Source organism: Pseudaquidulcibacter saccharophilus (assembly GCF_019455445.1).
GTDB lineage: Bacteria > Pseudomonadota > Alphaproteobacteria > Caulobacterales > Aquidulcibacteraceae > Pseudaquidulcibacter > Pseudaquidulcibacter saccharophilus.
Genome location: NZ_JAHWUS010000002.1, coordinates 211,868 through 237,166, shown reverse-complemented (window position 1 = coordinate 237,166; position 25,299 = coordinate 211,868). Strand labels below are relative to the sequence as shown.

31 protein-coding genes are annotated in these 25,299 nt (G+C 39.1%); 10 read left to right on the top strand and 21 right to left on the bottom strand.

Going from position 1 to position 25,299, the window contains the following annotated elements; all coding sequences use genetic code 11:
• Positions 1–20: 20 nt before the first annotated feature.
• The gene (locus tag KXV15_RS06855) at positions 21–410 is read right to left on the bottom strand and encodes a response regulator (protein ID WP_420830571.1); all 390 of its coding nucleotides are present in this window, start codon (positions 408–410) and stop codon (positions 21–23) included.
• 62 nt (positions 411–472) lie between these two features.
• Between KXV15_RS06855 and KXV15_RS06850 the strand changes: the two genes are divergently transcribed.
• Complete coding sequence (locus KXV15_RS06850; protein WP_240007430.1) at positions 473–1,744, top strand: DNA polymerase IV; 1,272 nt, start codon at positions 473–475, stop codon at positions 1,742–1,744.
• A gap of 1 nt (position 1,745) precedes the next feature.
• Positions 1,746–2,108, top strand: coding sequence for a peptide-methionine (R)-S-oxide reductase MsrB (gene msrB / locus KXV15_RS06845; RefSeq protein ID WP_240007429.1), 363 nt, complete (start codon positions 1,746–1,748; stop codon positions 2,106–2,108).
• On the opposite strand, the gene KXV15_RS06840 is transcribed toward msrB, so the two are convergent.
• Positions 2,105–2,863, bottom strand: a complete 759-nt coding sequence (locus tag KXV15_RS06840) for a serine protease (RefSeq protein ID WP_240007428.1) — start codon at positions 2,861–2,863, stop codon at positions 2,105–2,107. The two genes, msrB and KXV15_RS06840, sit on opposite strands and share 4 nt — an antisense overlap.
• Before the next feature lie 85 nt (positions 2,864–2,948).
• Positions 2,949–3,944: a hypothetical protein gene (locus KXV15_RS06835; protein WP_240007427.1), complete on the bottom strand. Its 996-nt coding sequence runs from the start codon at positions 3,942–3,944 to the stop codon at positions 2,949–2,951.
• Positions 3,945–4,246: 302 nt separating this feature from the next.
• Between KXV15_RS06835 and KXV15_RS06830 the strand changes: the two genes are divergently transcribed.
• The 5 genes from KXV15_RS06830 to KXV15_RS06810 all read left to right on the top strand — a co-directional run bounded on the left by KXV15_RS06830 (position 4,247) and on the right by KXV15_RS06810 (position 10,022).
• Complete coding sequence (locus KXV15_RS06830) at positions 4,247–4,756, top strand: porin family protein (protein ID WP_240007426.1); 510 nt, start codon at positions 4,247–4,249, stop codon at positions 4,754–4,756.
• 118 nt (positions 4,757–4,874) lie between these two features.
• Positions 4,875–5,486, top strand: a complete 612-nt coding sequence (locus tag KXV15_RS06825) for a methyltransferase family protein (RefSeq protein WP_240007425.1) — start codon at positions 4,875–4,877, stop codon at positions 5,484–5,486.
• Positions 5,487–5,515: 29 nt separating this feature from the next.
• Positions 5,516–6,616, top strand: a complete 1,101-nt coding sequence (gene ychF, locus KXV15_RS06820; protein ID WP_240007762.1) for a redox-regulated ATPase YchF — start codon at positions 5,516–5,518, stop codon at positions 6,614–6,616.
• Between the two features lie 505 nt (positions 6,617–7,121).
• Positions 7,122–9,041, top strand: a complete 1,920-nt coding sequence (locus tag KXV15_RS06815; protein WP_240007424.1) for a D-alanyl-D-alanine carboxypeptidase — start codon at positions 7,122–7,124, stop codon at positions 9,039–9,041.
• A gap of 12 nt (positions 9,042–9,053) precedes the next feature.
• Positions 9,054–10,022, top strand: a complete 969-nt coding sequence (locus KXV15_RS06810; protein WP_240007423.1) for a bile acid:sodium symporter family protein — start codon at positions 9,054–9,056, stop codon at positions 10,020–10,022.
• On the opposite strand, the gene KXV15_RS06805 is transcribed toward KXV15_RS06810, so the two are convergent.
• Genes KXV15_RS06805 through KXV15_RS06795 form a run of 3 tightly spaced genes read right to left on the bottom strand, consistent with a single transcriptional unit; the run spans position 10,019 to position 11,556 of the window.
• Entirely contained in the window at positions 10,019–10,225 is a 207-nt protein-coding gene (locus KXV15_RS06805; protein ID WP_240007422.1) for a zinc ribbon domain-containing protein, read from the bottom strand. The genes KXV15_RS06810 and KXV15_RS06805 overlap by 4 nt on opposite strands.
• Before the next feature lie 21 nt (positions 10,226–10,246).
• A complete protein-coding gene (locus KXV15_RS06800) occupies positions 10,247–10,681 on the bottom strand; it encodes a GNAT family acetyltransferase (RefSeq protein ID WP_240007421.1) in 435 nt (144 codons plus the stop codon).
• Between the two features lie 23 nt (positions 10,682–10,704).
• Entirely contained in the window at positions 10,705–11,556 is an 852-nt protein-coding gene (locus KXV15_RS06795; RefSeq protein WP_240007420.1) for an SDR family oxidoreductase, read from the bottom strand.
• Between the two features lie 99 nt (positions 11,557–11,655).
• Here KXV15_RS06795 and KXV15_RS06790 point away from each other — a divergent pair, with 99 nt between their 5' ends.
• Positions 11,656–12,057 (top strand): winged helix-turn-helix transcriptional regulator, encoded by a 402-nt coding sequence (locus KXV15_RS06790; protein WP_240007419.1) that lies wholly within the window; start codon positions 11,656–11,658, stop codon positions 12,055–12,057.
• An 8-nt stretch (positions 12,058–12,065) separates the two neighbouring features.
• Here KXV15_RS06790 and KXV15_RS06785 read toward each other — a convergent pair whose 3' ends face one another.
• From KXV15_RS06785 to KXV15_RS06765, 5 genes are read right to left on the bottom strand one after another with little or no spacing between them, the layout of a single operon-like run.
• Positions 12,066–12,719, bottom strand: a complete 654-nt coding sequence (locus KXV15_RS06785; protein WP_240007418.1) for an FMN-binding negative transcriptional regulator — start codon at positions 12,717–12,719, stop codon at positions 12,066–12,068.
• A 3-nt stretch (positions 12,720–12,722) separates the two neighbouring features.
• Positions 12,723–14,291: a glutamine-hydrolyzing GMP synthase gene (gene guaA / locus KXV15_RS06780; protein ID WP_240007417.1), complete on the bottom strand. Its 1,569-nt coding sequence runs from the start codon at positions 14,289–14,291 to the stop codon at positions 12,723–12,725.
• 11 nt (positions 14,292–14,302) lie between these two features.
• Positions 14,303–15,601 (bottom strand): RsmB/NOP family class I SAM-dependent RNA methyltransferase, encoded by a 1,299-nt coding sequence (locus KXV15_RS06775; protein WP_240007416.1) that lies wholly within the window; start codon positions 15,599–15,601, stop codon positions 14,303–14,305.
• On the bottom strand, positions 15,602–17,074 hold the full coding sequence (gene guaB, locus KXV15_RS06770; RefSeq protein ID WP_338050433.1) for an IMP dehydrogenase: 1,473 nt from the start codon (positions 17,072–17,074) through the stop codon (positions 15,602–15,604).
• A 60-nt stretch (positions 17,075–17,134) separates the two neighbouring features.
• Complete coding sequence (locus tag KXV15_RS06765) at positions 17,135–17,857, bottom strand: RlmE family RNA methyltransferase (protein WP_240007414.1); 723 nt, start codon at positions 17,855–17,857, stop codon at positions 17,135–17,137.
• Positions 17,858–17,940: 83 nt separating this feature from the next.
• Here KXV15_RS06765 and hspQ point away from each other — a divergent pair, with 83 nt between their 5' ends.
• The gene (hspQ, locus tag KXV15_RS06760) at positions 17,941–18,276 is read left to right on the top strand and encodes a heat shock protein HspQ (RefSeq protein ID WP_240007413.1); all 336 of its coding nucleotides are present in this window, start codon (positions 17,941–17,943) and stop codon (positions 18,274–18,276) included.
• On the opposite strand, the gene KXV15_RS06755 is transcribed toward hspQ, so the two are convergent.
• From KXV15_RS06755 to KXV15_RS06725, 7 genes are all read right to left on the bottom strand, one after another.
• Positions 18,273–18,800: a hypothetical protein gene (locus KXV15_RS06755; RefSeq protein ID WP_240007412.1), complete on the bottom strand. Its 528-nt coding sequence runs from the start codon at positions 18,798–18,800 to the stop codon at positions 18,273–18,275. The genes hspQ and KXV15_RS06755 overlap by 4 nt on opposite strands.
• 82 nt (positions 18,801–18,882) lie before the next feature.
• Entirely contained in the window at positions 18,883–19,476 is a 594-nt protein-coding gene (locus tag KXV15_RS06750) for a hypothetical protein (RefSeq protein WP_240007411.1), read from the bottom strand.
• Between the two features lie 17 nt (positions 19,477–19,493).
• Complete coding sequence (locus tag KXV15_RS06745) at positions 19,494–20,135, bottom strand: hypothetical protein (protein WP_240007410.1); 642 nt, start codon at positions 20,133–20,135, stop codon at positions 19,494–19,496.
• 4 nt (positions 20,136–20,139) lie between these two features.
• Positions 20,140–20,676, bottom strand: coding sequence for a hypothetical protein (locus tag KXV15_RS06740; RefSeq protein ID WP_240007409.1), 537 nt, complete (start codon positions 20,674–20,676; stop codon positions 20,140–20,142).
• 112 nt (positions 20,677–20,788) lie between these two features.
• Positions 20,789–21,118, bottom strand: a complete 330-nt coding sequence (locus tag KXV15_RS06735; RefSeq protein WP_240007408.1) for a hypothetical protein — start codon at positions 21,116–21,118, stop codon at positions 20,789–20,791.
• A 179-nt stretch (positions 21,119–21,297) separates the two neighbouring features.
• Complete coding sequence (locus KXV15_RS06730; protein ID WP_240007407.1) at positions 21,298–22,515, bottom strand: NADP-dependent isocitrate dehydrogenase; 1,218 nt, start codon at positions 22,513–22,515, stop codon at positions 21,298–21,300.
• Between the two features lie 109 nt (positions 22,516–22,624).
• The gene (locus KXV15_RS06725; protein WP_240007406.1) at positions 22,625–22,945 is read right to left on the bottom strand and encodes a terminase small subunit; all 321 of its coding nucleotides are present in this window, start codon (positions 22,943–22,945) and stop codon (positions 22,625–22,627) included.
• A 146-nt stretch (positions 22,946–23,091) separates the two neighbouring features.
• Here KXV15_RS06725 and KXV15_RS06720 point away from each other — a divergent pair, with 146 nt between their 5' ends.
• A complete protein-coding gene (locus KXV15_RS06720; protein WP_240007405.1) occupies positions 23,092–23,283 on the top strand; it encodes a hypothetical protein in 192 nt (63 codons plus the stop codon).
• Positions 23,284–23,320: 37 nt separating this feature from the next.
• Here the strand turns inward: KXV15_RS06720 and KXV15_RS06715 are convergent, their stop codons facing one another.
• The 3 genes from KXV15_RS06715 to KXV15_RS06705 form a co-directional block, all read right to left on the bottom strand.
• Positions 23,321–23,917, bottom strand: a complete 597-nt coding sequence (locus KXV15_RS06715; RefSeq protein ID WP_240007404.1) for a hypothetical protein — start codon at positions 23,915–23,917, stop codon at positions 23,321–23,323.
• Positions 23,918–23,955: 38 nt separating this feature from the next.
• Positions 23,956–24,564 carry a hypothetical protein gene (locus KXV15_RS06710; RefSeq protein ID WP_240007403.1) on the bottom strand — a complete coding sequence of 203 codons (609 nt, stop codon included), beginning with the start codon at positions 24,562–24,564 and terminating at the stop codon, positions 23,956–23,958.
• Between the two features lie 141 nt (positions 24,565–24,705).
• Positions 24,706–25,275: a hypothetical protein gene (locus KXV15_RS06705; RefSeq protein ID WP_240007402.1), complete on the bottom strand. Its 570-nt coding sequence runs from the start codon at positions 25,273–25,275 to the stop codon at positions 24,706–24,708.
• Positions 25,276–25,299 lie beyond the last annotated feature (24 nt).

The following is a 25,299-nucleotide window of genomic DNA, read 5'->3' as shown; positions in this document are numbered from 1 at the left end:
AAAAGAATCATAATCTACTATCAACCAATAAATTCTCTTATCTTTGCTATAAAAGTGTTAACAGAGATTGGTTTTGACAGATACGATTGGCATCCACCTTCCTTAATTCTCTCCTCATCACCGCGCATTGCAAAAGCAGTCACGGCAATAATCGGTATATGCTCTGTCTCACTGTCTGCCTTCATCCAACGGGTAACATCAAGCCCCGAAACATGTGGAAGCTGAATATCCATTAGAATCAAATCTGGCATCTCATCTTTTGCAAGTTCTAATGCCTTTAAACCATCATTGGTTTCAACAGTATCATAGCCAAATGCATGCAGCAAATCACGAAAAAGCCTCATGTTAAGCTCATTGTCTTCAACAATCATAACTTTTTTCTTATTTTTTATGATTTGCTCGCCCACCAAACACTATCTCCAAATTATAAAACATTATAAGACAGTTTTATTAGAATTGGGTTAAATTTACATTGCCGAACCTGTGCCGAGACTGCATTAACATATTTGAAGGCCAAAACAGAAATGAAGGCCCCAATAAACATGAATATTATGCCGAACAATGCCCAAATTGCCATTCTAGGCGGGTAGTCTCACATAACGAACTTAATAATCTATATATCGCACATATTGACTGTGACGCATATTATGCAGCCCTTCACAAGCGCGAGAACCCAGAATTAAAGAATGTGCCCGTCATTATCGGCGGTGGAAAACGTGGTGTGGTTTCAACTGCATGCTATATTGCGCGCTCTTACGGTGTAAAATCGGCAATGCCAACATTTATGGCACGCAAACTATGTCCGAATGCGGTTTTTATAAAACCTGATATGAAGCTGTATAGTGAAAACGCAAGGAAAATACGTTCAATTTTTGAAGAAATAACCCCGTCAGTTGAGGCAGTGTCTATTGATGAGGCTTATTTAGATTTATCTGGAACCCAAAAACTTCATGGTCTTAACCCAGCACAACTTTTGGCTAAAATTGCAAATAGAATTGAAGATGAAATTGGAATTACGATTTCAATAGGCCTATCTGAAAACAAGTTTTTGGCAAAAACCGCATCAGATATGGATAAACCACGTGGCTTTTATATTATTTCCAAGGCAGAGGTTCCAAAACTTTTATGGAATCGTGAAATAGGCTTTCTACATGGTGTAGGCAAAGCAACGGCTGCAAGATTTAATAAATTAGGTTATAAACTAATTGGAGATATCGCCAAGGCCAATAAATTCAAATTCATCAGCCAATTCGGGGAACATGGCGAATGGTTATATAACATCGCCAACGGCAATGATAATCGCAAGGTGGAAAGTGAACATAATACCAAAAGTATTTCAACAGAAACTACATTCGTTGAAGATGTAAAAGATTATGAATATATTAGAACGGCTTTGAAAAACCTATGCGAAAAACTTGCCAGAACTGCACGAATTAAAAAGCTAGTTGGTAAAACGATAAATATAAAACTTAAAACACATGACTTTAAAACCATTACGCGCCAAATAAGTACAGCCCCAACTCAAACCGCAAAGACGATATTTAAATTTGCAGATGAGATGTTGAAAAAAGAAATGGCAAGATCCCCATTTCGCCTCATTGGTATAGGTTTATCAGAACTTTTAGATGAAAATTCACAAAATAATTATGACTTATTTATGGAAGTGGACAAGAATTTAGAACTTGAACGTGCTATTGATAAAATTTCTGATAAATTTGGTAGAGATATATTTAAAAGGTTCTGAAATGACAAAGAAGCTTAGCAAAGAACAACAAAAAATCGCCCTTGAAGGCGCTACTGAACGCCCATTTTCATCACCTTTAAACTACGAAAAGCGCGCTGGAATATATTATTGCGCTTCCTGCCATACCGAATTGTTTTCAAGTGACGCAAAATACGATTCTGGGTCTGGATGGCCAAGCTTTTTTAAACCAGCAAAAAAGGAAATAATTGGCACATCCACTGACTATGACATTGGCTATGAACGCGTAGAAGTACATTGCAACAATTGCGGTGCTCACCTAGGGCATGTATTTGAAGACGGACCAAAACCAACGGGATTAAGATACTGCATAAATGGTGCAGTTTTAGACTTTAAACCAGACTAACTGATTAAGTCATCTTCATCACCTTCAAGCTCTTTTAGCATATCTTTGATAAAGCTTGCATGAAGTACAATTCCGATTTCAAGGCGTTCAGAGTCTATATTGACCTGCTGTGTCAAAAGACCCGCAATAAATCTCTTATCTTTTTTATTGTCTTTGGTACGGCTTAATATTTTGTCGGACATATATACAGGCCCGCCAGAATTACCCGAAAACACAGAAAAATCCATCAAAAAGCTCGGAAATTGCCTGATAGGCACAATTGGGTAAGACGCCACTTTACCAGAACGCAATATTGGGAACCCAAGATCATTTGCACTTAATCCTTTTGGGTACCCAAGTGCCAACATCTCATCACCAAGATTTATATCTAGGTCTGATATGGTTCTTTCGCCTGCCAAATTCTCGTACATTATTGCATTATTTACGACACTTTCGGGGGCATTAATCCACATTACGGCAATATCTTTTTCAGGATGATGAAGCCATATTCCATTTCCATTATCATCGCGAATTGTAATTGGGGTTGGATAACGATGCCAATTTCCATTATCATCTTGGGCACGCCAATGAACAACTGCTTCATTGCGTTTCATACCATCAAGAACGTGGTGCGCGGAAACAAGTGCAATTTTGGGATTGGATTTACTCCCAAGATTGACCAACCAAACCGTTCCAACGACCCGCCTGCCCTCATTATCGCTTTGTTCTAATTTATAAGTTGCATTAAGGACAGCAATATTCAAATCTTCAGCCATTTGCCCACCAAAAGGTAATTTATTTTCTTTTGGCAAATATAATAGACATTTTAAAGCAAAAAACTCAACAAATACAGAATTTATGCTAGTCCAACATAAGCCTGAATTTTTTTACAACCATTTTGCCTTTTTTAATTGCCTCAATACGCTTATTCCAAGCTGCAGTTGCCTCAAGAGCCTGATTTGCAACCTCAATGCCACCAAGTTTAATCAAATCCGCCTGAATCGCATCCCAGCTTTCAATGGTTTTAATTCGTCTTTGTCTATAAGAATTTAAAAGGTGCGCCCCAATATCTTCTTGTTCAGCAATAACAACGCCAGCAGCATCCATTAAAGGTGCAATGTCGCTTTCATACATAAAGCTACGGCCATATTGTTTGTCGTTTGCAATTTCAGACTCACCATCTTTTGCAAAATAGTCAAATAATATTGCCTCGCCACCCGGCTTTAAAATACGTGCAAGTGAAAACGCAATTGCTTCCATTGCCTCAAAGCTTGTGGCCTGGGCATAAATTAATAATTGCGATGCTTTATTTTTAGGTAGAGATTTTGGGCTTTTATCATAAGAATGAAATTTAATTTTTGATCCTATTCCCTTTTTAGACAAAAAGTCTTTTGCACGCTGCAATATAACAGGATTGGCTTCATAAGCTTCAATTTCTAGCTCGTAGCGATTCAACCAACCAAAAATCGCAGCGCATGGCTCAGTACCAAATAGATATAGTTTTTGTTTTTTATCGGCATAAGTAAATGGCATACCTTCAATAATTGATTTATCAACTTCACCATCAGCAGGCGCGGCACGTCCTTCGCCAAACAGTTTTTCTAAAACAGCATATTTAATAAGTTCAGCCTGCTTAGCAGAATTATCTTTTTTATTTTCGCTTTTTTTTTCTGTATCAGTGCTTACGGTTAAAGCTTCTTCAGGCGCAGCCTCATTTTGCTCATGCTTTATTTCAGTGGCCTCTTCATTAGTTTCGACAGGAATACTTTCTTCGCCATTCCACCATGCGCGAAGCTTCGCCCCAACTGCTTGGAGCTTTGGATTATCTAATTTCGGAACCGCTATCTTTAATGCCATTACAACAGATTATCAGAAAAGTTTTAAGAATCCTTTTCTAAAAATGTAACTATCGTTAATTCTTGAATTTATTGCATTGTGCACGTTTCAACAATTAAAATATTTCCATACTTGTGTCACAAATACGGCATATTTACCTCCTGTTTATCTTAAGAACACAATTAAGACACATTGTGTAACTTGTTGACCACACACACTTTTTCACCTCTTAACATTACCACATTGCAATTTGAATTGTGCAAATACTAATCCTAAATTCAATTTGCGCGGATGAAAAGTCCACGATTTTAAGGAGAATGAAAATGAAAAATAACAAACTAACAATCATGGTCGGTGCATTGATTTCATCAACTTTACTTGTTGCAGGCGCAGCTTCTGCACAAGAAAATGTATATGTGAATGCAGGTGTAACTCAGCATCACACCAAAAATACTGACACCGCATCTATTACTGGTAAAGTAGGCACTCAAATTAACCCATACTTTGGTGTTGAAGCAGAAGGTGGTTTTGGTGTTAATGAAGATACTTATCAAGGCGTAAAATATAAAAACAAAGGCGATCTTGGCGCATATGCGGTTGGTACCGCACCGGTAAATGATAAATTTAGCGTTTTGGGACGTATCGGCTACCACCACACATGGGAAGAAGCAAAAGCTGCTGGCCTAAAAGTTAAAAATGACGATGGTAGCTTTGCAGCAGGTGTTGGCGCACAATATATGCTAGATACAAATAACGGTATTCGTGCAGATTATACACGCTACACAGAGCAAAAAGTTGACAACTTTGGCGTTTCATATGTCCATAAATTCTAATATTTATCGATTAAATTAATACAAATTAAGCCCCCACATAATTGTGGGGGCTTTTTATTGTCATAATATTGTAATATCATAACAATAAAGCGCAAACGAAGATAATTCGGGATTGGCCATGAATCAAATAAGGCAATTTAGTTTTAAAGAATTTTGGCTATGTGCGCTATTAAGCACCGTTGTATTCTTTGCTTTTGCACCGCTTTACCGTGATAATAGCATATTACACGATACAATGGATATGATTGGCGCTTTATTAATTGCAATTGGCGCAATCGGTAGATTTTTTTCAAAGTTTTATTTTTACCGCGACCAAATTAGTACACAGGGCCCGTATTCGATAGTGCGCCATCCGAAATGCTTAATGGCATATATTGCGATGATTGGCCTAAGCATAATTTCTGCACGTATTCAATTAATGATTTTTTTGCCTATAATGGCGGGTGTTATCTTTACCTATATTATTAATCGTCAAGAAAACTTGATGATATTAATTTATGGCGACGAATTCCGTGAATATCAAAAGAAAGTTCCTCGCGTCATACCAAATTTTTCAAAATATGAAAAAGGCTCACCACGGCGCCTTGATAAAAATGAATTATTAATGGCAATTTTGGAATTACTATTTTGGTTTGGTACAGGTCTTTTACTTGAGGGCCTAGAAGTTTTGGGCTTTAGCATCAATAGCACTTTAAATCTTACCATTAATTGTCTAAAGGCGATGAAATAAGTTTATCACAGCCAGATGGGAAGATTATTATGGGCTTTAAATGTGGGATTGTTGGCTTACCAAATGTTGGGAAATCGACGCTATTCAATGCTTTGACTAAAACAGCTTCAGCACAAGCGGCAAATTATCCATTTTGTACAATTGAGCCAAATGTTGGCGAAGTTGCTATGCCAGAGCCACGCCTTAACGAACTTGCCAAAATAGTTGGTTCAAAAGAAATAATCCCAACACGTATGAACTTTGTAGATATTGCTGGTCTTGTTAAAGGCGCATCAAAAGGCGAAGGACTTGGCAACCAATTCCTTGCAAACATCCGCGAATGTGATGCTATTGCATATGTTTTGCGCTGCTTCGACAATGATGACATCACCCATGTTTCTGGAAAAATTGATCCGCTTGACGATATGGAAGTTGTCGAAACCGAACTAATGCTTGCCGACCTTGAAAGCGTTGAGAAACGTATCACAAACCTTGAAAAAAAGGCGAAGTCTGGCGGAGATAAAGAGGCTAAAAAAACTCTCGAATTATGCCTAGAGGCAAAAAAATTGCTGGATGAAGGTAAACCTGCCCGCCTTTATATACCTGACAATGAAGATAAAAAAGCTTGGGACATGCTTCAACTTTTGACTTCAAAGTCAGTGCTTTTCGTATGTAATGTTGATGAAGATGCCGCCGCAAGTGGAAATGATTATTCACGCCGCGTTGAAGAATATGCAAAAACCCATAACGCCGAATGCGTAACCATTTGTGCGCAAATGGAGGCTGACCTTGCAGTTTTAGATGATGAAGAGGCAAAAGAATATCTCGACACAGTTGGTCTTGAAGAACCGGGACTAAATCGCCTTATTCGCGCAGGATACGAGCTTCTTGGCCTTGCAACTTATTTCACAGTTGGCCCAAAAGAAGCACGTGCATGGACAATTCACAAAAATTGGACTGCGCCAAAGGCAGCCGGAGTTATTCACGGTGACTTTGAAAAAGGCTTTATTCGTGCTGAAACTATTTCCTACGAAGATTTCGTAAAGTTTAACGGTGAACAAGGTGCAAAAGAAAACGGTAAAATGCGCCTCGAGGGGAAAGAATACATCGTTCAAGATGGTGATGTAATGCACTTTAGGTTCAATAACTAATAGATATTTTCCGCCATAAATATAATTCACTGCTATGGCCTATTTTTAAATAAGTCATAGCAGAAGCTTGTCTTTTCAACATTACAAAAAATATATGTTACGTAAAAATTGATTTATTCTCATAAAATTTAAAAATTAAAAAAAGCGAAAATATAAATAAATTCGTACCTTAGATGACAAATATATCAAATTTGCGGCATTTTAATACGCAATTAGCAACGTGTAACGCCATCAAAAACCGCCCAAAGGTTAATGAATTTATAATATTTTATTAAGTAATTTATGAGTGAATATGCCTAATATACGCAGAAATAGCTTAAATTTTTGACATAAATAGAAAAATAACATCTGGTTTGATTGTTTTTCTGGGATTTATTTTTTATTCTGCTGATAGGTTGAGTATGGGGCCGACCCAAGTTGGAAATAATGTCCGCCTAATTTTTGCCCGCTGGGGCGCGGATTAACCTTCTATTGAAAAATAGGGGATTAGGAAAAGTTAGAGAACATGGTTAAAACTAAAACCATCAAGTCACGTTTTTTGTGCAATACGAATTTTACCACAAGGTTTTCAATCGGATTGGTAAGTGCAGTTTCAATATTAACATTTGCCGCGCCAAGCTATGCCGGTGGCAAACGTGCCGAGATTGTTGTTGATGCTGACAATGGTGTTGTTCTCCATGAAATGAACGCAACAGAAAAGCGTTATCCGGCCTCTATTACAAAAGTTATGACGCTTTATTTGCTGTTTGAAGCTATTGAAGATGGTCGTATCAATTTTGAAGACCAAATTACTTACTCAAAATATGCCGCATCCCAAAGCCCGACAAAACTTGGTGTCCGTGCAGGCAATTCAGTTGATGTCGAGACCGCAATTTTATCGCTTGTAACTAAATCAGCCAATGACACGGCAGTTGCTGTTGCTGAACGACTAGCAGGTTCAGAATCTGCTTTTGCTGAACGTATGACCGCAAAGGCACATGAACTTGGTATGAGTAATACCACCTTTAAAAATGCTTCTGGCCTTCCTAATTCACAACAAGTCACAACTGCCGAAGACCTGGCAAAACTTGCAATCGCAATTCGCCGTGATTTTCCGCGTCAATATCATTGGTTTAGCACTGAATACATGGTTTATAATGGTCAACGGATTAACAACCATAACCACCTTGTAGGAAAAGTTGAAGGTGTTGATGGCTTAAAGACAGGCTTAACACGTGCATCTGGTTATAATCTTGCAGCAACTTCAAGCCGTGGTGGGCATCGCCTTGTTACAGTTGTAATGGGTGGTTCTTCGTGGCGTGAACGCGATCTTCGTGTAGAAAACCTTATAGAAGCATCATACAATCAAATCGGTGTAATACGAAATGCACAAGCTCCAAGTGTAAATTACTCTCTGGCAAATTTATCAGAAGATGATCGTGCAGATGCTGAAGCAATTTTGATGGATCAGCCTAAATATAGCGAGCGTAGCTATAATATGGCACAAAACAATCCGACACCAACCCCAGTTCCCGTTAAGTTTTCTATGAACGAACGTACAGATCATCAAAAAGATATCTCTAATGATGATGTTGATATCAAAGCGTCTAGTGGCGATGACGAAGGTTCAGAAGAGACTTCAACCCCAACAATGATGGCAGCTGCACCCCCCGTAAAAGTTGAGACCAAAACTCAATCAACGGCTTCTAACCCAGTTGTTATGTCATTCAGTGCACCAATAACACAATCGGCGCCTGTGGTAATGTCTGAAAATGAGAACACTCCAAGTGAGGACTTGCGTGGTAAAATAGAAGAGCCAAAAACAGATACGCAAGCGCCAATTGTTATGGCTGCGGTAGCAACACCAAACATCAACAGCGACCCCCACAATGGCCTTGAGTTTACTGTGCCAGAAGCAACCACAAATAATAGCTTGGTTATGGCTTCTTTAGAGACACAGGCTAATAATAATTCTGACGAAATTGAAAAAATGCGTTTAGAGGCAAAAGCCCGTGAAGATGAACGCATTGCGCAAATTGAACACGATGAAAAATTAGAAGCAGCCAAACGTCAGCTTGCAGAAAAAAAGGCACGAGATGCCGCAAAAAAACTTGCTGAACAAAAAGAAGCTGCACGCCTTCTTGCTGAAAGCAAGGAACGTGACGCTGCTCTTAAACGTGAACAATCACGTCAAATGGCGCTTAAAAATCAGCGCGGCAATGCCATTGTTCAAGTTGGTGCATTTAAAACCAAATCAGATGCGAATAATACTTTGGCTATGATGTCGTCTTATTTCCCTTCATTTGCGGCAAAACAAGTTGTGAAGTTTGAAGATGAGCGAGGAACTTGGTTTCGTGCACGCATTACTGGACTCGGAAACGATGCGGCCAACCTTGCGTGTAAAGCAGTTAAATCTGCTGGCGGTCAATGTTCAATTGTTAAATAAGCTAAGCAAAAAATGAAACTTATAAAAATAGACGGCTTTGTAATTGCTATGTTACTGGCCGTCATTTTTTCATTTATATTCCCTCAATTAGGTGGTGATAATTCTCCATTACACCTTGGCCTAGTAACAACTTGGGGAATAAGCCTTGTATTCTTTTTGCATGGTGCAAATCTTTCATTTGGTGCAATCAAAGCAGGCCTAGGAGCTTGGCGTTTGCACCTTTTGGTACAGGCAACTACTTTTGTATTATTTCCTATAATAGGTTTTGCAATTTATTTTGGACTTGATTTTTTGTCGCCTGAAGTACGTTTAGGCCTATTTTTTCTCTGCGCCCTACCCTCTACTATATCTTCGTCGGTTGCAATGACCGCAATTGGCAAAGGGAATGTTGCTGGTGCAGTGTTTAACGCAACCCTTTCCGGTATATTGGGAATGATAATTACCCCATTTTATATTTCATTAATAACGGCAACGACAAATGGTGGACATTTGGACGTGCTTGGGGCCGTTTTGGATATCATGAAAACCCTGCTTATACCTTTCATTTTGGGCCAAGTTTTACGCCCAATTTTGAAAGAGTTTTTGCAAAAAAATAAGAAAATAATTAACACACTTGACAGAACAACAATTATTTTAATCGTCTTTGTTGCCTTTTGTCATTCCAATATTTCAAATATTTGGTCAAAAATTCCGGCGTTACAGTTGGTTTTGATATTTGCAATTGTCGCAATAATTTTGGCATTAGTATTGTTTATAACAACCATAACTGCCAAAAGCTTAGGCTTTAGCCATGAAGATGAGGTTGCTGGCGTTTTTTGCGGATCAAAAAAAAGTCTTGCCAATGGCGCACCAATTGCCGCAATATTATTTGCAGGAAGCCCTGTGCTTGGAATAATCATCCTACCAACAATGATTTATCACCAATTGCAATTAATGGTTTGCAGTGTGATTGCGGCTAGATACGCGTCTAAAATCAGTTAACCACCGATAAAATCTACTATCTTACCCCCCAGTGAAGCATGTCCTTTGTAAAGCTCTGTATAGCCGCATTTTCTGCATGATATTGCGGTAAATTTTTTAGTAGAAACATTGAAAAAGCGGGAAAAAATCCCACCCTCAGTCGAAATTCTTTCAGATGTATAATCACCGTGACCACATTTTACGCATTGAAATGAATTGCCCATACTTTCTCCCAATTAATAAATCTAATCGTCTTTTATAAGTCGCTTTCCATAAGAGACTATGTCTTCTTGTTTGTAGCCAATCTTGTCATAAAAAGTGCAAACTTCAATATTGCTACTACGTACCATCAAATTTATTTTGGGACAGCCAGCCTTTTTCAATTCATCTGCCGCATGTTGCATTAATCTACTAGCCAGCCCATGCCCTTGGTACTTTTTTGCTATGGCAAGATAAAACACACTACCACGGTGACCATCGTAACCAGCCATAATTGTGCCAATTACACTGTCGCCATAAGTCATTATAAAGAACCATTCAGGCTGAAATGCAACTTTGCGATCTATGTCTTTGTCTGGGTCATTCCAAGAACGTATGAGTTCGCATTCTTGCCATAGTGCTATTACCGCTTCACGATCTTTTTCTACAAAGCAACGGATTTGTGGGACAAAATTATGCATGCCCCACTATATCCAATTTAATATTATATTGAAGATGCAATCACATCTTTTAAAGTTGTGGTTGGGCGACCTATTAAGCCACCAAGGTCTTTACTTTTTGAATATAGCTGCCCCTTTGAAGCACCAATATCAGAATCCGCCAAAATATTCACAAGTGCTTCAGGAAGCCCTGCACCAACCAATGCTGCCGCATACTCATCTTTTGGAAGATTTACATAAGGGATCGTTTTACCCACTTGTTTCGATAATTCATCGGCATATTCATTCAAGGTGAAAGCATTATCCCCAGCCAATTCGTAAATTTTGTTTTCGTGACCATCTGAGGTTAAAACAACTGCCGCAGCTTCTGCATAGTCTTTTCGTGCTGCTGCGGATATTTTACCATCACCAGATGCTCCTATAATTGCCCCATGCTGCAAGGCAACAGGAATAGAACCGGTATAATTTTCAATATACCAACCGTCACGTAAGAATACATAAGGCACGCCAGATGCTTTTAAGTATTTTTCAGTTTCTTGGTGATCTTTAGCTAGTAAAAGCTCGGATGTGTCTGCATTTAAAATAGATGTGTAAGCAATCAAACCAACGCCAGCTTTTTTTGCGGCATCAATAACATTTGCATGTTGCTGTTGACGGCTGGCGGCAATATCGCCAGATGAAATTAATAGTAATTTATCAACACCCAAAAGTGCGCGTTCAAGACCATCAGGGTCATTATAATCGGCAATTCTTAAAGTAACGCCTTTGGCACTTAAGTTTTGCGCCTTGTTCGTATCTCTTACGCCCGCAATAATTTGCGATGCCGGAATTTTTTCAAGAAGTGATTGGATAACCAAATTACCCAATTGTGATGTTGCAGCAGCAATAAAAATCATTTCAATCTCCATTTTTTGGTTTATGGGCTTGAATTTATTATTCAGCTATATTATTTACAAGTACATACAAAAAAGTTAGTATCAAAAAGCAACAGTTAAATGGAAAATAATTCTCAAACAAAATTATCAACAGGGTCAATATCAAAGGCTATTGAACGAGGAATGGTGTTTTCCGATAAATGTCCATCTCGTGAAATTTTTAAACACGTTACTAATAAATGGGGCCTTCTTGCACTTGTAGCACTTTTAGGCGGCACGTTGCGTTACAGTGATCTAAGAAGAAAACTTCAAGGCGTCTCTGAAAAAATGCTTTCCCAAACACTGCAAACACTTGAACAAGATGGTTTTATAATCCGAACCGCCTATCCAGTAATCCCACCGCATGTTGAATATTCTTTGTCAGAAATGGGCAAAGAAATTGCAATAAGAATGGAAACATTGGTCGATTGGATTGAAATTAACTTGCCCAATATAATGAAGTATAAATCAAAAATTCAGTAATTGGATAACTATATATTACGCTTCAAATCCCGAACTTTGCGAGCCATAGCATTTGATAAATCGGTTTTGCCAATTGCTTCCAGTTTATCGTGGACCGATACATAGTCATTATAGGCCTTATTTTGGCTGATTTTGCTTTTGGCAAAAAATCCGGTGACTGTGATTTTAACGCCTATTATTTCCTGCATCATTCCTTCAATATAATCGCGTGGCGCATCTGACATTTTCCACGGATTTTGTTCACCAATTTTTGCTTCATGATGATTGGTAAGCCGCGCCAACAAAACTCGCAGAAACGTTATGTCATCGGTAAATTCAATATTGCCATAAAAATGAACCGCACGATAGTTCCAGGTTGGAACTTGGCGATGATGTTCCTGCTTTGATGGATACCAATTCGGACTTATGTAAGAATCCTCAGCACGGTAAATCAAAAGCACTTCCTCACCATCAGCGACTTCGGAAAAAAGTTGATTGTGGCGTGAGATATGACCATGAAATTCAATAATATCCCCTACCCCGTTCTTTTTTGTAAGCATAGGGATATGGTTTGCAATCAAACCACCCGAACCATTGGCAACCAATGTCGCAAGCGGGTAGTTTTCAACAATTGCTGCAATCTCTGAACGGTTAGTTTCATTAAAATGTTCAGGGACGTACATAAACTATTCCCACTCAATCGTGCCGGGTGGTTTTGAGGTTATGTCATAGGTTACGCGGTTGATACCTTTAACTTCATTAACAATTCGTGTTGAAACACGTGCAAGGAATGACATTTCAAACGGATAGAAATCGGCAGTCATGCCATCTGTGGAATTTACCGCACGCAATGTGCAAACATAATCATATGTTCGCCCATCACCCATAACACCAACAGTTTTAACCGGAAGCAATACGGTAAACGCCTGCCATATTTTATCATAAAGACCGGCATTGCGGATTTCTTCAAGATAAATGACATCTGCCTTACGCAAAATTTCCAATTTTTCACGTGTAATATCGCCTGGAATACGAATGGCAAGACCAGGACCAGGGAATGGATGGCGTGAAACGAATTGGTGATTAAGCCCCAATTCTTCACCTAATGCGCGCACTTCGTCTTTGAACAAATCACGCAATGGTTCAAGCAATTTCATATTCATGCGTTCTGGAAGGCCGCCAACATTGTGGTGCGATTTAATGGTAACCGATGGACCACCATCAAATGAAACGCTTTCAATAACATCAGGGTAAAGCGTACCTTGGGCAAGGAATTCTGCACCACCAACACCTTTGGCTTTTTCTTCAAATACATCAATGAAAAGCTTACCAATAGTTTTGCGTTTTACCTCTGGGTCGGTAACACCCGCCAATGCCCCAAGGAAACGTTCGCTTTCATCGGCATGAATAAGCGGAATATTATAATGATTACGGAACAAATCGACCACTTGTTCTGCTTCACCCGCGCGCAAAAGACCATGATCAACGAATACGCATGTAAGTTGGTCGCCGATTGCCTCGTGAATAAGAACCGCAGCAACCGATGAATCAACCCCACCAGAAAGACCACAAATTACTTTACCTTTACCAACTTGGGCACGTATTTTCGCAATTGCTTCTTCACGGAATGCCGCCATTGACCAGTCATTATGGCAACCAGCAATTTTGGTCAGGAAGTTATTGATTAATTCTTTGCCGTCTGGCGTATGAACCACTTCTGGGTGGAACATAAAGGTATAGTACTTTTTGGTCTCATTTGCGGCAATGGCAAATGGTGCATTTTCAGAGAATGCAAGAACTTCAAAGCCCTCTGGAAGTTTGGTAACACGGTCACCGTGGCTCATCCAAACGGTGTATTTGCCACCTTTTTCCCAAATACCGTCATAAAGTGGGCTATTCTTCAAGACTTCTACATCAGCACGACCAAATTCAGCCGCATGTCCACCCTCTACAATGCCGCCCAATTGGGTAATAAGGGTTTGTTGCCCATAACAAATGCCAAGAATAGGAACCCCAAGCTCAAAGCACTCTTTTGGCGCACGCGGTGAATTTTCACGCAATACACTGTCAGGACCGCCAGAGAAAATAATTGCCTTTGGCGAATGGGTTTTTAGAAATTCTGCGGTGCGATTATATGGATGAACTTCGCAATAAACACCACATTCACGAACACGGCGTGCGATAAGCTGGGTCACTTGTGAGCCAAAATCAACAATCAACACAATTTCGTGCTTGTTATTATCAATATTTGTCATTTTGTCCTCATCTAATTTTTTTCGATAACCGCGAAATAAAAGCCATCTGTATTTGATTTATATGGCGTGAACTGAATGCCATATTTAGTTTTATGGCATTTTTCAAGCAAGTGACTGAAACCCAATTCTTCTAAATGCTTATCAATTGGTTTTAGCGTGAATTCAGAATTATTTTCAAGGAATTTGCCAATTGTATCATCATTTTCCTCTGGTAAAACTGAACAAGTTGCATAGGCAATCAAAGAGCCCGATTTAACCAATGGGGCGGCAATTGATAATGCTTCTTGTTGGTTATTTTGACGGGTTTCAATATTTTGCGGGCTTATACGCCATTTCGTATCCGGTGCGCGTCGCCATGTCCCCGAACCGGTGCATGGTGCATCAACCAAAACTATGTCGCATTTGCCATTAATATCTTCAAGTTCATGCCCACGTCTTTGAGTGCGAACATCAACGCATGTTACACCCGCGCGAGTTAGGCGTTCAAATATTGGCGCAATCCGATTTTGATCTTTGTCATAGGCAATGATTTTGGCATTATTATTTGCCATCATTGCAAGCGCAAGGGTTTTACCACCCGCACCAGCGCAAACATCGGCAATTAACATACCTTCTTTTACACCTGTTAAAAGTGCAACTAATTGGCTTGCCTCATCCTGCACCTCAAATTCACCTTTAAGGTATGAAAATTCGGTCGCCCAAGGGAAGTTCTTCCCATTACCCCAAGGAATTCTTACGCCCCATGGCGAAAGTGCGGTTGCATCAGGCTTTTGAGTAAGCTTGGGAGATGTTGAAAGCTCTGTAATTAAATCATCACGATTTATTTTCAAAACATTCGCACGCAAATCAAGCGGTGCAGGTTTGGCCATTGCAGCCATTTCAACAGCACGATTTTCGCCAAAAATCCTTTCAAGGCTTTCATCAAGCCAATCTGGATAATTACCCAAAACGAAATGTGGTGCATCCGAAACTGGCTTGCTTAATGCCTCAATTTCCTCAAGGCTTAAGGCGCCAAATGAATGTTCATTTTCGACTGCTAGCTCTTGAATTTTTTCGATTTCATAAGAAAACCCAAACTTCAAGGCACCTAATGCCCATGCCCGTGGTGTTTCCGCCTCAAGCGCAAATTCAGACATCGCACGAACGCGCAGCGCCATAAACACAATATCACCAATTGCCGAACGATCTTTTGAGCCGGCAAAACGATGCCTAACCGCCCAATCACGCAATGAAAGCGCGGGTGGGCGGTGATGTTCGGCACTGTCGGTTAATACTTCAATTGCAGCCTGAACGCGCGCACCGTCACGCATTTAGCCACCCACCGGATAATTTGGTGCTTCACGAGTAATCGCAACATCATGAACGTGGCTTTCACGTAGTCCAGCAGATGTAAGACGAACAAATTTTGCACGTTCATGGAAATCCGCAAGACTAGCAGAGCCAGTATAGCCCATTGCCGCACGTAAACCACCAATTAATTGGTGTAAAATTGGGCTAAGAGGGCCTTTGAACGGAACACGTCCTTCAATGCCTTCAGGAACCAATTTCATACTATCAGTTACTTCTTTTTGGAAATAACGATCCGCAGAACCACGCGCCATTGCACCCAATGAACCCATACCACGGTAAGACTTATATGAACGCCCTTGGTAAAGGAAAACTTCGCCCGGTGCTTCTTCTGTGCCAGCAAGCAATGAACCAAGCATAGCAACTGACGCACCCGCCGCTAATGCCTTGGCAAGGTCACCAGAAAATTTAATACCACCATCGGCAATAACAGGAATGTTTTGTCCCCGTGCGGCTTCAACCGCATCCATAATTGCGGTTAATTGTGGAACACCAACACCGGCAACAATACGGGTTGTACAAATTGAACCAGGACCAATACCAATTTTTATCGCATCAGCACCTGCATCAATCAGTGCCTTTGCACCGTCATAGGTCGCAACGTTACCTGCAATGATTTTTGCCTTGTTGGAAATGCGTTTTGCCTTTTCAACAGAATCCAAAACCATTTTAGAATGACCGTGCGCAGTATCAATAACCACAACATCGGCACCAGCTTCAATTAATGCTTCGGTACGTTTATAGCCATCATCACCAGTCGTAGATGCCGCACCGACACGAAGACGTCCAGATTCATCTTTGCATGAATTTGGGAAAGCTTGTGACTTTTCCATATCTTTTACGGTAACAAGACCTACGCAACGCTCGGCCTCATCGACAACGATAATACGCTCGATTTTATGCTTTTGTAAAAGCGCCTGTGCGGTTGCAAGGTCAACACCTTCTTTAACCGTTACAAGGTTTTGATAGGTCATAACCTCTTTTACAGTTTGGCTATCATTGGCAAAGCGAATATCACGATTTGTAACGATACCAACCAGCTTACCACCGCGAACATCGTCAGAACGCTCAACAACTGGAAAACCAGTAAAGCCACGAGCTTCTTTGATGGCGCGAATATGGCCAACAGTCATATCAGGGTGAACCACGATTGGGTTAATTACCATTCCGCTTTCAAAGCGCTTAACTTGGCGAACGTGGTCTGCCTGCACCTCAACATCAAGGTTGCGGTGAATAATACCCATGCCACCAGCTTGCGCCATTGCGATTGCTAGGCGGGCTTCGGTAACGGTATCCATTGCAGAAGAAATTAAAGGAATATTTAGAGTGATGTCACCTGCAAGGCGAGTTTTGACATCAACAGCAGCGGGAAGGATATTTGACGCGCATGGCTCGAGCAATACATCATCGAATGTCAGGGCGTCACGGATTTTAATTTTATGGTCAAACATGGCGGCTAATACTTTGGGAATCGGTATTTTGTCAAGACGTTAGTATTATATTTTATCCTTTTTATGAAGTGCGACCAAAAATAACTCTACACTTTCTTTGCGGGATGAATTTGGTTTGAAATGTTTCACGGTTTTAAAATTGTGTTTTAAGCGGTTCAACATATCAATTTGCGAGCCACCTTGAAAAACTTTTGACACAAAATGCCCACCTGGCTTTAAAAACTCAATGGCAAAATCGGCGGCGAGTTCGGCAAGCGCAATTGTACGAATGTGGTCGGTTTGCCTGTGACCAACAGTGTTGGCAGCCATATCAGACATTATAACATCAGGCGCACCACCAAGTGAGGCTATAATAGCATTTTGCATTTCATTATCGCAAAAGTCGCCTTTAAAAATTTCGACACCATCAATTGGATCAATATCAAGTAAATCAATTGCGGCAATATTTTTGGCACCACGTTTCATCGCAACCTGTGACCAGCCACCAGGTGCAGCGCCAAGGTCAAGAATTTTGGCATCCTTTTTAAAAATTTTGAAGGCATCATCAATCTCAATAATTTTGAATGCCGCACGCGAGCGCCAACCTTCTGCCTGCGCAAGTTTTACATAAGGGTCGTTTAATTGCCGCTCTAGCCAGCGTGCCGATTGCACGGACCGTTTTTTGGCAGTACGAACCTTTTCATGCGCATCACCGCGCAAAACCTTTTTATCAGGTGTTGTAACGCGCCTGCGTCTTTTGTTATCATCGGTGTTTTCTGTTTCACTCATATTATGCAAATAGACGAAAACTCATTATTGTAAAAGCCCGAAAGCATACCTATTTCTTGATTAAGCCTTCAATGGAGATTGATATGCTGGTAAAAACTGCAAAATATGGGATAGGACAAATTGTTCAGCACCGTTTATTTTCGTTTCGCGGTGTTATCATTGATATTGACCCAGTTTTCGCAAATAGTGAAGAATGGTATAATTCCATCCCCGAAGACATGCGCCCAGATCGTAATCAGCCATTTTATCATTTGTTGGCGGAAAATGATGAAACCCATTATCTTGCATATGTCTCCGAGCAGAATTTGATGCCAGATGAAAGCGGTATTCCAATTGAACATCCACAAATTCAGGAATATTTCCGCGAATTCAATCCAAAAATCGGGAAATACTCCTTGGTTGGTGGCCTAAGAAATTAGTGTGTTTCAATATATAATGGGAAATATACGCCCTTCTTATAATCATAGGGATTTCCTATAAATTTAGGCTTCTTTTCACCGGAACAAAAGCCATCAACATCTTTTGTAATAATATCTCGGAACTTTCCTTTTGATTTTGGTGCACCCAAATAGAATTGGTTAGAATGTAAAAATTCTGACTTCCCAAGGCTGCGATAATCTGTTCCAATATTTTCATAGAACCAAACTTCCATGATACCACAACGACCATTGCCAGACATTCCGGTTTCACCACTTATATAGATAATTAAATCACGCTTACCGTCATTGTTTAAATCTGGTGTTGCAACCGCGAGCACATCAAAAACATCTGTAAGCGGTGGCTTAGGTGGGTTTTTCAGACATGCCTCATAGTCTTTTTGACCATAGCAATTATTTTCAACCCAACCATCATAGGCTTGTTGAATATCAGCTTTTATCGTTGGCTTTGAAACTAATTCAGTGCGCACATTCTGCGAAGGACCGCTATCCCAAATCAATTCCATTGGGTATTTTCCTTTTGCATTGGCGGAACTTGCGAAAAGGCATGAAATTAAAGCTAAAGAAGCAATGTATTTCATAAAATATTTATCCTTCGTTATCGTAATAAGAATTTGTTTTATAATTATATTTATCAATTTGTGGCGGGATTTTTTTGCCATTATTACAGCTATCATTTTTGATATTTGTAACTATGTCGCGAAATTTACCCTTTGCCTTTGGGGCACCAAGCGCAATATCAGCCCGTACAACAAAACCGCTTTTGCCAATATTGCGATAATCTGTGCCTGTGTTTTCATAAAACCAAACATCTGTCATTGCACAAGAGCCAGACCCCATAAGCCCAGTATTTGAACCCATATATAATATCAAATCGCGCTTACCATCATTGTTTAAATCGGGTGTGGCGATTGCAATATCGTCAAATAAACCATTTTGGGAATATCCAGGATTGCCGGCAACACATGCCGCAATGTCATCGATACCATAACAATTTCTTTTTACCCAATCGTTGTAAACTTCGGTCAAGTCATTTTTTATGGTTGGCTTTTCCCATAATGTAGTTCTTATTTGTTGTGTTGGATTATAATCCCAAATCAAAGGCATGGGATATTTTGTGCCGGCATAAGCATTTGAAGCAACCAAAAGGCATGTAACCAACAAGGCACCAGAAAATTTCATTTATTCCCCCTCGTTATTTAATAATAACTTGCTTTTTTATAATCGTAACTTTGATAGCTTTCACCTTTTAACGGATTACCATCGCAGCCAATTTCACTTTTCCATAACAAGCTTGAAAACTTGTTTTTTCCGGCATTGTCATAAACATAAAGCGTTTGCGCATTCAATACATTCACTTTGCCGATTGGGCGGTAATCATTCCCAATATTCTCATAAAACCGATATTGCCTTGCACCACATGTACCAAGACCAGAGAGACCAGTATTGCCGCCCATTGCGATTATGAGATCTTCTTTACCATCTTTGTTTAGGTCATAAACACCTATTGATGTGGCATCTTCAATCATGTCACCAATTGTAAAATTTTGATTGCCGGCACATTTAGAAATAATTTCATCTGTTAAAGGTGCATTTGGACTATTAACACAAATGTTTTGTTTAAAATCCGGCAGAACCTCTGCCAAATCAGCATGAAGCTGTTTAAATGCGGGATTATCAAAACCATTTGCCATTTTGCTATCAGGATTTATCAAATCGACCCTAAAATTAATAAGCGTCTTTTTGTTAATCGCCACTTCTTTGTTAATTTTATTATTCAATGCGCCGCAAGATGAAACCGCAAATAATGATAAGACCAAAGCAATATTAGATGCTTTCATCATATTATTCTTTCACATTATAAACAGCAGATAATTCCCAACAATTATTTTTGCCGTTCGGACTGAATTCCATTTGCTGGATTTTGCCAGATGTGCTTATAAATTTCCCTACCTTGCCTTTTTCTGCGATTTCATATTCCGCAATCTGCCAACGCACTTTCAATTGATTGGTATCATCACGTGAAATATTGACTTTTGCATAAGTGGGATACTCATCACTCAAAGTAGATTTATCGACCCATAAATCTTCATTATCGATATTTTTTCCTACATAAGAGTATGGAAAAGAAAAATCTTTTGGCGAATATTTTACCTCATAAACAGTTTCACTATTTGCCTCTAAAGTTCCAAAATATACATCTTTGGGTGTGAATTTTTTCAAGACCCTCTTGTCAGAGGACACGCTTTTAACAAAAGTATCTGCATCAAATGCCTTACATGCAGCAAGCGCTTTTTTATATTCACTTGTGTCTTTTGCAAAAACTGGTGCAGCGATAAAAGTAAGACTTGTAACCACAAGTCCAAGCAACTTCCTTTTCATAATTTCCCCTCTTTTTGAAATATAATTGCCAATTTAACGGCGGCATTAATTAAATTTAATTAAGGCGAATATATGACTAAAATTAGGTAAATCTGTAACTTGTAATTTTATTTTATAATTTATGCATAAACGCTTTAATTGGGCGTGATTTTAGCCAAGTATCATTATCAATATAAAACTCAATTGAACGCATAAGAATTTCTTGATTGAAATTAATAGCATGTTTTTTAGCGTGATATTTAACCGCGAGAGGATAAATTTCGACAATATCATCACGAATAACCCATTCTCGCCCCATCAGTAGGATTAGTGAATAAAATAGTTCAATTCCCTCATAGTTGAAAGTTTTGAACAATTCAGCAACCGAAATGGCATATTCATTCTGCCCCACATTGGTTTCAAGACCGTAATCAGTTATTTGCCATTGGTAATTCTCAATCATTTATTGAGTCTATCACAAATAATTTGCCTTGTTGACAAAAAAAGCGCGAACCGAAATTCGCGCCTTTAATAAATTCAATTTTCGCCATCAATGGCAAGTAATAGCTAAAAAGTGGTAGGAGAAAATTTTTTGTAATAGTGAACTATTTCAAAAAATTTCGACGCACCAATTTGACGCTATTACGCAGCCATTGCTGCTTCTAGGTTTTCAGCAACTTTTTTCAAGAAGCCCTCAGTGGTAAGCCATTTTTGCTCGTCACCAACCAATAGAGCCAAGTCTTTTGTCATGAAGCCGCTTTCAACGGTATCAACCACAACTTTTTCCAAAGTAGCAGAGAATTTCGCCAATTCAGCATTGTCATCAAGTTTCGCACGGTGTGCAAGACCACGGGTCCAAGCAAAGATTGAAGCAATTGAGTTGGTAGAAGTTTTTTCGCCTTTTTGATGTTGGCGATAGTGGCGGGTAACAGTACCGTGTGCCGCTTCGGCTTCGATGGTTTTGCCATCTGGGGTCATCAATACAGACGTCATCAAGCCCAATGAACCAAAGCCTTGTGCAACCATGTCAGACTGCACGTCGCCGTCATAGTTTTTACAAGCCCAAATGAATTTACCAGACCATTTAAGTGCAGAAGCCACCAAATCGTCAATCAAACGGTGTTCGTAAACGATGCCAGCAGCCGCAAATTTATCTTTGAACTCTGCATCAAAAGTTTCTTGGAAAATATCTTTGAAACGGCCGTCATAAGCCTTAAGAATTGTATTTTTGGTTGATAGATAAACCGGCCAATTGCGAAGCAAGCCATAGTTGAATGACGCGCGCGCAAATTCACGAATTGATTCATCAAGGTTATACATACCCATTGCAACACCGGCACCAGGATATTGGAATACTTCGTATTCAATTTCTTCGCCGCCATCATCTGGGGTAAATTTCATAGTTAGTTTACCAGCAGAAGGAACTTTGAAATCTGTTGCTTTATACTGGTCACCAAATGCGTGACGACCAACAACGATTGGCGCAGTCCAACCAGGGACAAGGCGTGGAACGTTTTGGCAAATGATAGGTTCACGGAAAACCACACCACCAAGGATGTTACGGATTGTGCCGTTTGGTGATTTCCACATTTTTTTCAAATTAAACTCGGTAACACGTGCTTCATCTGGGGTGATGGTCGCGCATTTGATACCAACATTATATTTTTGGATTGCTTTTGCAGCATCGATAGTAACTTGGTCATCGGTGGCATCGCGATTTTCAACAGAAAGGTCATAATATTCGATTGGCAAATCAAGATATGGGAAAATCAAATATTCTTTAATCATTGACCAGATGATACGGGTCATTTCGTCGCCATCGAGATCGACAACCGGATTTGCAACTTTAATTTTAGACATAACGAACCTTTCGTAAATTATTAATTGCCCTTGATGCCGCTACCAATAGCGAAAGTGACAATAAAATCTAGTAGGTTTTGTATTTTTTTCAGTGCGACTTTGGAATTAATCATTTCATCAACCCTAATAATTTTGCTTTGCTCATTGTTGCCAAAACGGCGGCGCTGCCTTGCCCCAAAGAAATTGACAATTTTCGCGCTTTTTCGAGTTCTTGTAACAATGTATCAACATTGATTTCATTGCGATTTTGCGCAATTTCTTGCAATTTTTGCACACGCGCCAAAATGTTGACATTTGTTGACAATCGGCTTGCGGCAGTCCGCCCGCCAATAAACCCTGCTTCGGCATAGGCATTTTCTTTGGACATACCCCGCGCAAGTGCAAGGGCGAATTTTTCGTGTTTTGGATTTGGTAATGGTTCATAAGTCATGGCATATTTTATGACGGGTATAAAAAATGGGGATTGCGCCCCCCTATCCACCCCAAATCTTTTAGGTGCAATAATAATACGATGAATAAAACCCCAACTACCAACAAGGAATTAGACGAACTTTTGCCAAAGTGCGCGAACGAATTTTGCAATCACTTATTGATGGCGAAACCGAAAGCGCACGGAGGCAATTAGTGATTTTAGAAAAAGTCGTAAAGATTTCGCGATTAATCGGCGCAAACCATGCACCAGAAGACTATCAATCACGCCAAAAACAACGCGACGATTTAATGAAGGAATTGGAGGAACGGTTTGAAAGGTTGAGTAGGAATGGTTAAATTCTATTTCCTTATATTATTTAAGGCGTTCAATACCTCAAACACGATAACCAATAGTAAAAAGCATTATTAGAAAATTTGTTATTGGAAAAAATATATATGCCAACACTTGTATTGAAATTGGCAATATTAAAATGCCTAATCCCTTATTTGAGGCACTAAAATCAATTTCAAAGCCTGCTATTCTATTTATATGTTTCTGAATAAGAACAGAAATTAAGACGGATAAAATCAACCCAATTGGATATATATAAAAATTCCAAAGCAATAAATTGAACAAACCCAACCCATCATTTTCATTTAAGCAATGAATTAGAATAACAATTTTCGTAATACTGACTATAATTCTAAGAAATGCTAGTAAATACAATATTACAAAGTGTGGCTTATATTTTCTTTCGGATATTTCAATCTTCCATATTGTTGATATAAGAAATGGGAGTGAAAAATTACCTATTAATGCAAAAAATTTGCTAAAACTATTTATGCTTGATATTGCATTACTGTGCCATTGAGATGAAATCCACCTGCTATTATATAATCCAAAACTACCTATTATAACGCCCGATAAATCACCAGATGATAAGCATAAATATCCATTATCATTTGATTGCAAAACGCTATCTTGGCTCATAAAATTATCACTTAAAAATAATTATTGAATTTTAAATACTAATCCTTAGTGACGGTGAAATTAGTTGTAAGTCCCCATTTGGCTGCTTCTTCTTTATTTGCACCGCTCCAGATAAAAGCACTGGTAAATGCAACCCACATAAATCCAATCCAAACAAAATTTTCTATGCTTAACTTATCGTTTGATTTTCCAAACTCATCGCCACAGATGATATTAAGCCGCCACTGAATCCAAAACATAAGACCAATTAATAATAGCCCAGTACCGTTTAAGTAAGAGAAATGAAAACTAATAATTAAATGCCCCATTGGATTTGGTACAAGTGAAAATCCGACTATGAAGAATAAAATAATATATGCCATAGAAACAATGACAACGGCCATATCGGAGATTGCTTTTCCGTCACCATGCTCACGGGCTGATTTTAACAAGTCATAGATAAAAAATGGGGCGAAAATTGATCGAAATAATGGAGAGATTTTTTTCTCATTATATTTCGAATATGCTTTCCAATTTTGATAAAGCCAAAAAACATTATAACAACCAAATGTAAATATTGTGAGGAGCAGTAATTTAACTGGTGAAACTACATAAAACGGAGGTGCAGTTTCACAATTCTCAAATTCGTATGTTGTCGTAACAGTCATTACTAAACTCCAAACATTTTTGCTGATGGGCGGGGGGGAATACAACTTAATATACTCAAGATTACATAATGGTAAAAGCTAGTCAACACCCCAATTGGTCTTTTTGGTAAAATTATTATACCTAAGATATCCACCTTAAACTTACAAATATTTTGCCTTAACAAACATAAGAGATAAAATTAACAAGAACCATAATAACCCAAGCCAGAAATAATTTTCTAGGCTTAGTTTACTGTTACTTTCGCCAAGTTCATCACCGCTAGCAATATTGATAAATTTTCTAAATCGTGATTGGAAAATACTAATTGCCATACCAGCGCCGAATAACCCATAATGAAAACTGCCAGAGTCTGTTTGTTTATAAACAATAAGCGACGACAAGACGTATGTTAATACCATAGCAAAGGGTAAAATATCGAATTCATACCCCGTTTTTACATCTTTCTCATCACACAATTCTTTTACTTTATCGCGGAAATCAAACACAAAATACGGAAAGGTAATTGTGCGCCAAAACGGCGATATATCTTTTCGGGTAGCATTTCTATATGCTTCCCAATTTAAAAAATAATAAACCAAAGTATAAAAACCCAACGAAGCAATTGTCAAAATCCAAAATTTTTCGCTTGATACAACATAAAACTTGGCTTCTTCCTTAACTTCATAAGACGCCGTTTCATTTGGTGATTTTTCAATATCTTCGTTATTCATATTTACCACCTATATTCATTTGAA

What these genes read in the sequence shown, in the direction of transcription:
- msrB (WP_240007429.1), top strand. Translation starts at nt 1,746, where the DNA reads ATGACAAAGAAGCTTAGCAAAGAACAACAAAAAATCGCCCTTGAAGGC.
- KXV15_RS06840 (WP_240007428.1), bottom strand. Translation starts at nt 2,863, where the DNA reads ATGGCTGAAGATTTGAATATTGCTGTCCTTAATGCAACTTATAAATTA.
- KXV15_RS06835 (WP_240007427.1), bottom strand. Translation starts at nt 3,944, where the DNA reads ATGGCATTAAAGATAGCGGTTCCGAAATTAGATAATCCAAAGCTCCAA.
- KXV15_RS06830 (WP_240007426.1), top strand. Translation starts at nt 4,247, where the DNA reads ATGAAAAATAACAAACTAACAATCATGGTCGGTGCATTGATTTCATCA.
- KXV15_RS06825 (WP_240007425.1), top strand. Translation starts at nt 4,875, where the DNA reads ATGAATCAAATAAGGCAATTTAGTTTTAAAGAATTTTGGCTATGTGCG.
- ychF (WP_240007762.1), top strand. Translation starts at nt 5,516, where the DNA reads ATGGGCTTTAAATGTGGGATTGTTGGCTTACCAAATGTTGGGAAATCG.
- KXV15_RS06815 (WP_240007424.1), top strand. Translation starts at nt 7,122, where the DNA reads ATGGTTAAAACTAAAACCATCAAGTCACGTTTTTTGTGCAATACGAAT.
- KXV15_RS06810 (WP_240007423.1), top strand. Translation starts at nt 9,054, where the DNA reads ATGAAACTTATAAAAATAGACGGCTTTGTAATTGCTATGTTACTGGCC.
- KXV15_RS06805 (WP_240007422.1), bottom strand. Translation starts at nt 10,225, where the DNA reads ATGGGCAATTCATTTCAATGCGTAAAATGTGGTCACGGTGATTATACA.
- KXV15_RS06800 (WP_240007421.1), bottom strand. Translation starts at nt 10,681, where the DNA reads ATGCATAATTTTGTCCCACAAATCCGTTGCTTTGTAGAAAAAGATCGT.
- KXV15_RS06795 (WP_240007420.1), bottom strand. Translation starts at nt 11,556, where the DNA reads ATGATTTTTATTGCTGCTGCAACATCACAATTGGGTAATTTGGTTATC.
- KXV15_RS06790 (WP_240007419.1), top strand. Translation starts at nt 11,656, where the DNA reads ATGGAAAATAATTCTCAAACAAAATTATCAACAGGGTCAATATCAAAG.
- KXV15_RS06785 (WP_240007418.1), bottom strand. Translation starts at nt 12,719, where the DNA reads ATGTACGTCCCTGAACATTTTAATGAAACTAACCGTTCAGAGATTGCA.
- guaA (WP_240007417.1), bottom strand. Translation starts at nt 14,291, where the DNA reads ATGACAAATATTGATAATAACAAGCACGAAATTGTGTTGATTGTTGAT.
- KXV15_RS06775 (WP_240007416.1), bottom strand. Translation starts at nt 15,601, where the DNA reads ATGCGTGACGGTGCGCGCGTTCAGGCTGCAATTGAAGTATTAACCGAC.
- KXV15_RS06765 (WP_240007414.1), bottom strand. Translation starts at nt 17,857, where the DNA reads ATGAGTGAAACAGAAAACACCGATGATAACAAAAGACGCAGGCGCGTT.
- hspQ (WP_240007413.1), top strand. Translation starts at nt 17,941, where the DNA reads ATGCTGGTAAAAACTGCAAAATATGGGATAGGACAAATTGTTCAGCAC.
- KXV15_RS06755 (WP_240007412.1), bottom strand. Translation starts at nt 18,800, where the DNA reads ATGGAATTGATTTGGGATAGCGGTCCTTCGCAGAATGTGCGCACTGAA.
- KXV15_RS06750 (WP_240007411.1), bottom strand. Translation starts at nt 19,476, where the DNA reads ATGAAATTTTCTGGTGCCTTGTTGGTTACATGCCTTTTGGTTGCTTCA.
- KXV15_RS06745 (WP_240007410.1), bottom strand. Translation starts at nt 20,135, where the DNA reads ATGAAAGCATCTAATATTGCTTTGGTCTTATCATTATTTGCGGTTTCA.
- KXV15_RS06740 (WP_240007409.1), bottom strand. Translation starts at nt 20,676, where the DNA reads ATGAAAAGGAAGTTGCTTGGACTTGTGGTTACAAGTCTTACTTTTATC.
- KXV15_RS06735 (WP_240007408.1), bottom strand. Translation starts at nt 21,118, where the DNA reads ATGATTGAGAATTACCAATGGCAAATAACTGATTACGGTCTTGAAACC.
- KXV15_RS06730 (WP_240007407.1), bottom strand. Translation starts at nt 22,515, where the DNA reads ATGTCTAAAATTAAAGTTGCAAATCCGGTTGTCGATCTCGATGGCGAC.
- KXV15_RS06725 (WP_240007406.1), bottom strand. Translation starts at nt 22,945, where the DNA reads ATGACTTATGAACCATTACCAAATCCAAAACACGAAAAATTCGCCCTT.
- KXV15_RS06715 (WP_240007404.1), bottom strand. Translation starts at nt 23,917, where the DNA reads ATGAGCCAAGATAGCGTTTTGCAATCAAATGATAATGGATATTTATGC.
- KXV15_RS06710 (WP_240007403.1), bottom strand. Translation starts at nt 24,564, where the DNA reads ATGACTGTTACGACAACATACGAATTTGAGAATTGTGAAACTGCACCT.
- KXV15_RS06705 (WP_240007402.1), bottom strand. Translation starts at nt 25,275, where the DNA reads ATGAATAACGAAGATATTGAAAAATCACCAAATGAAACGGCGTCTTAT.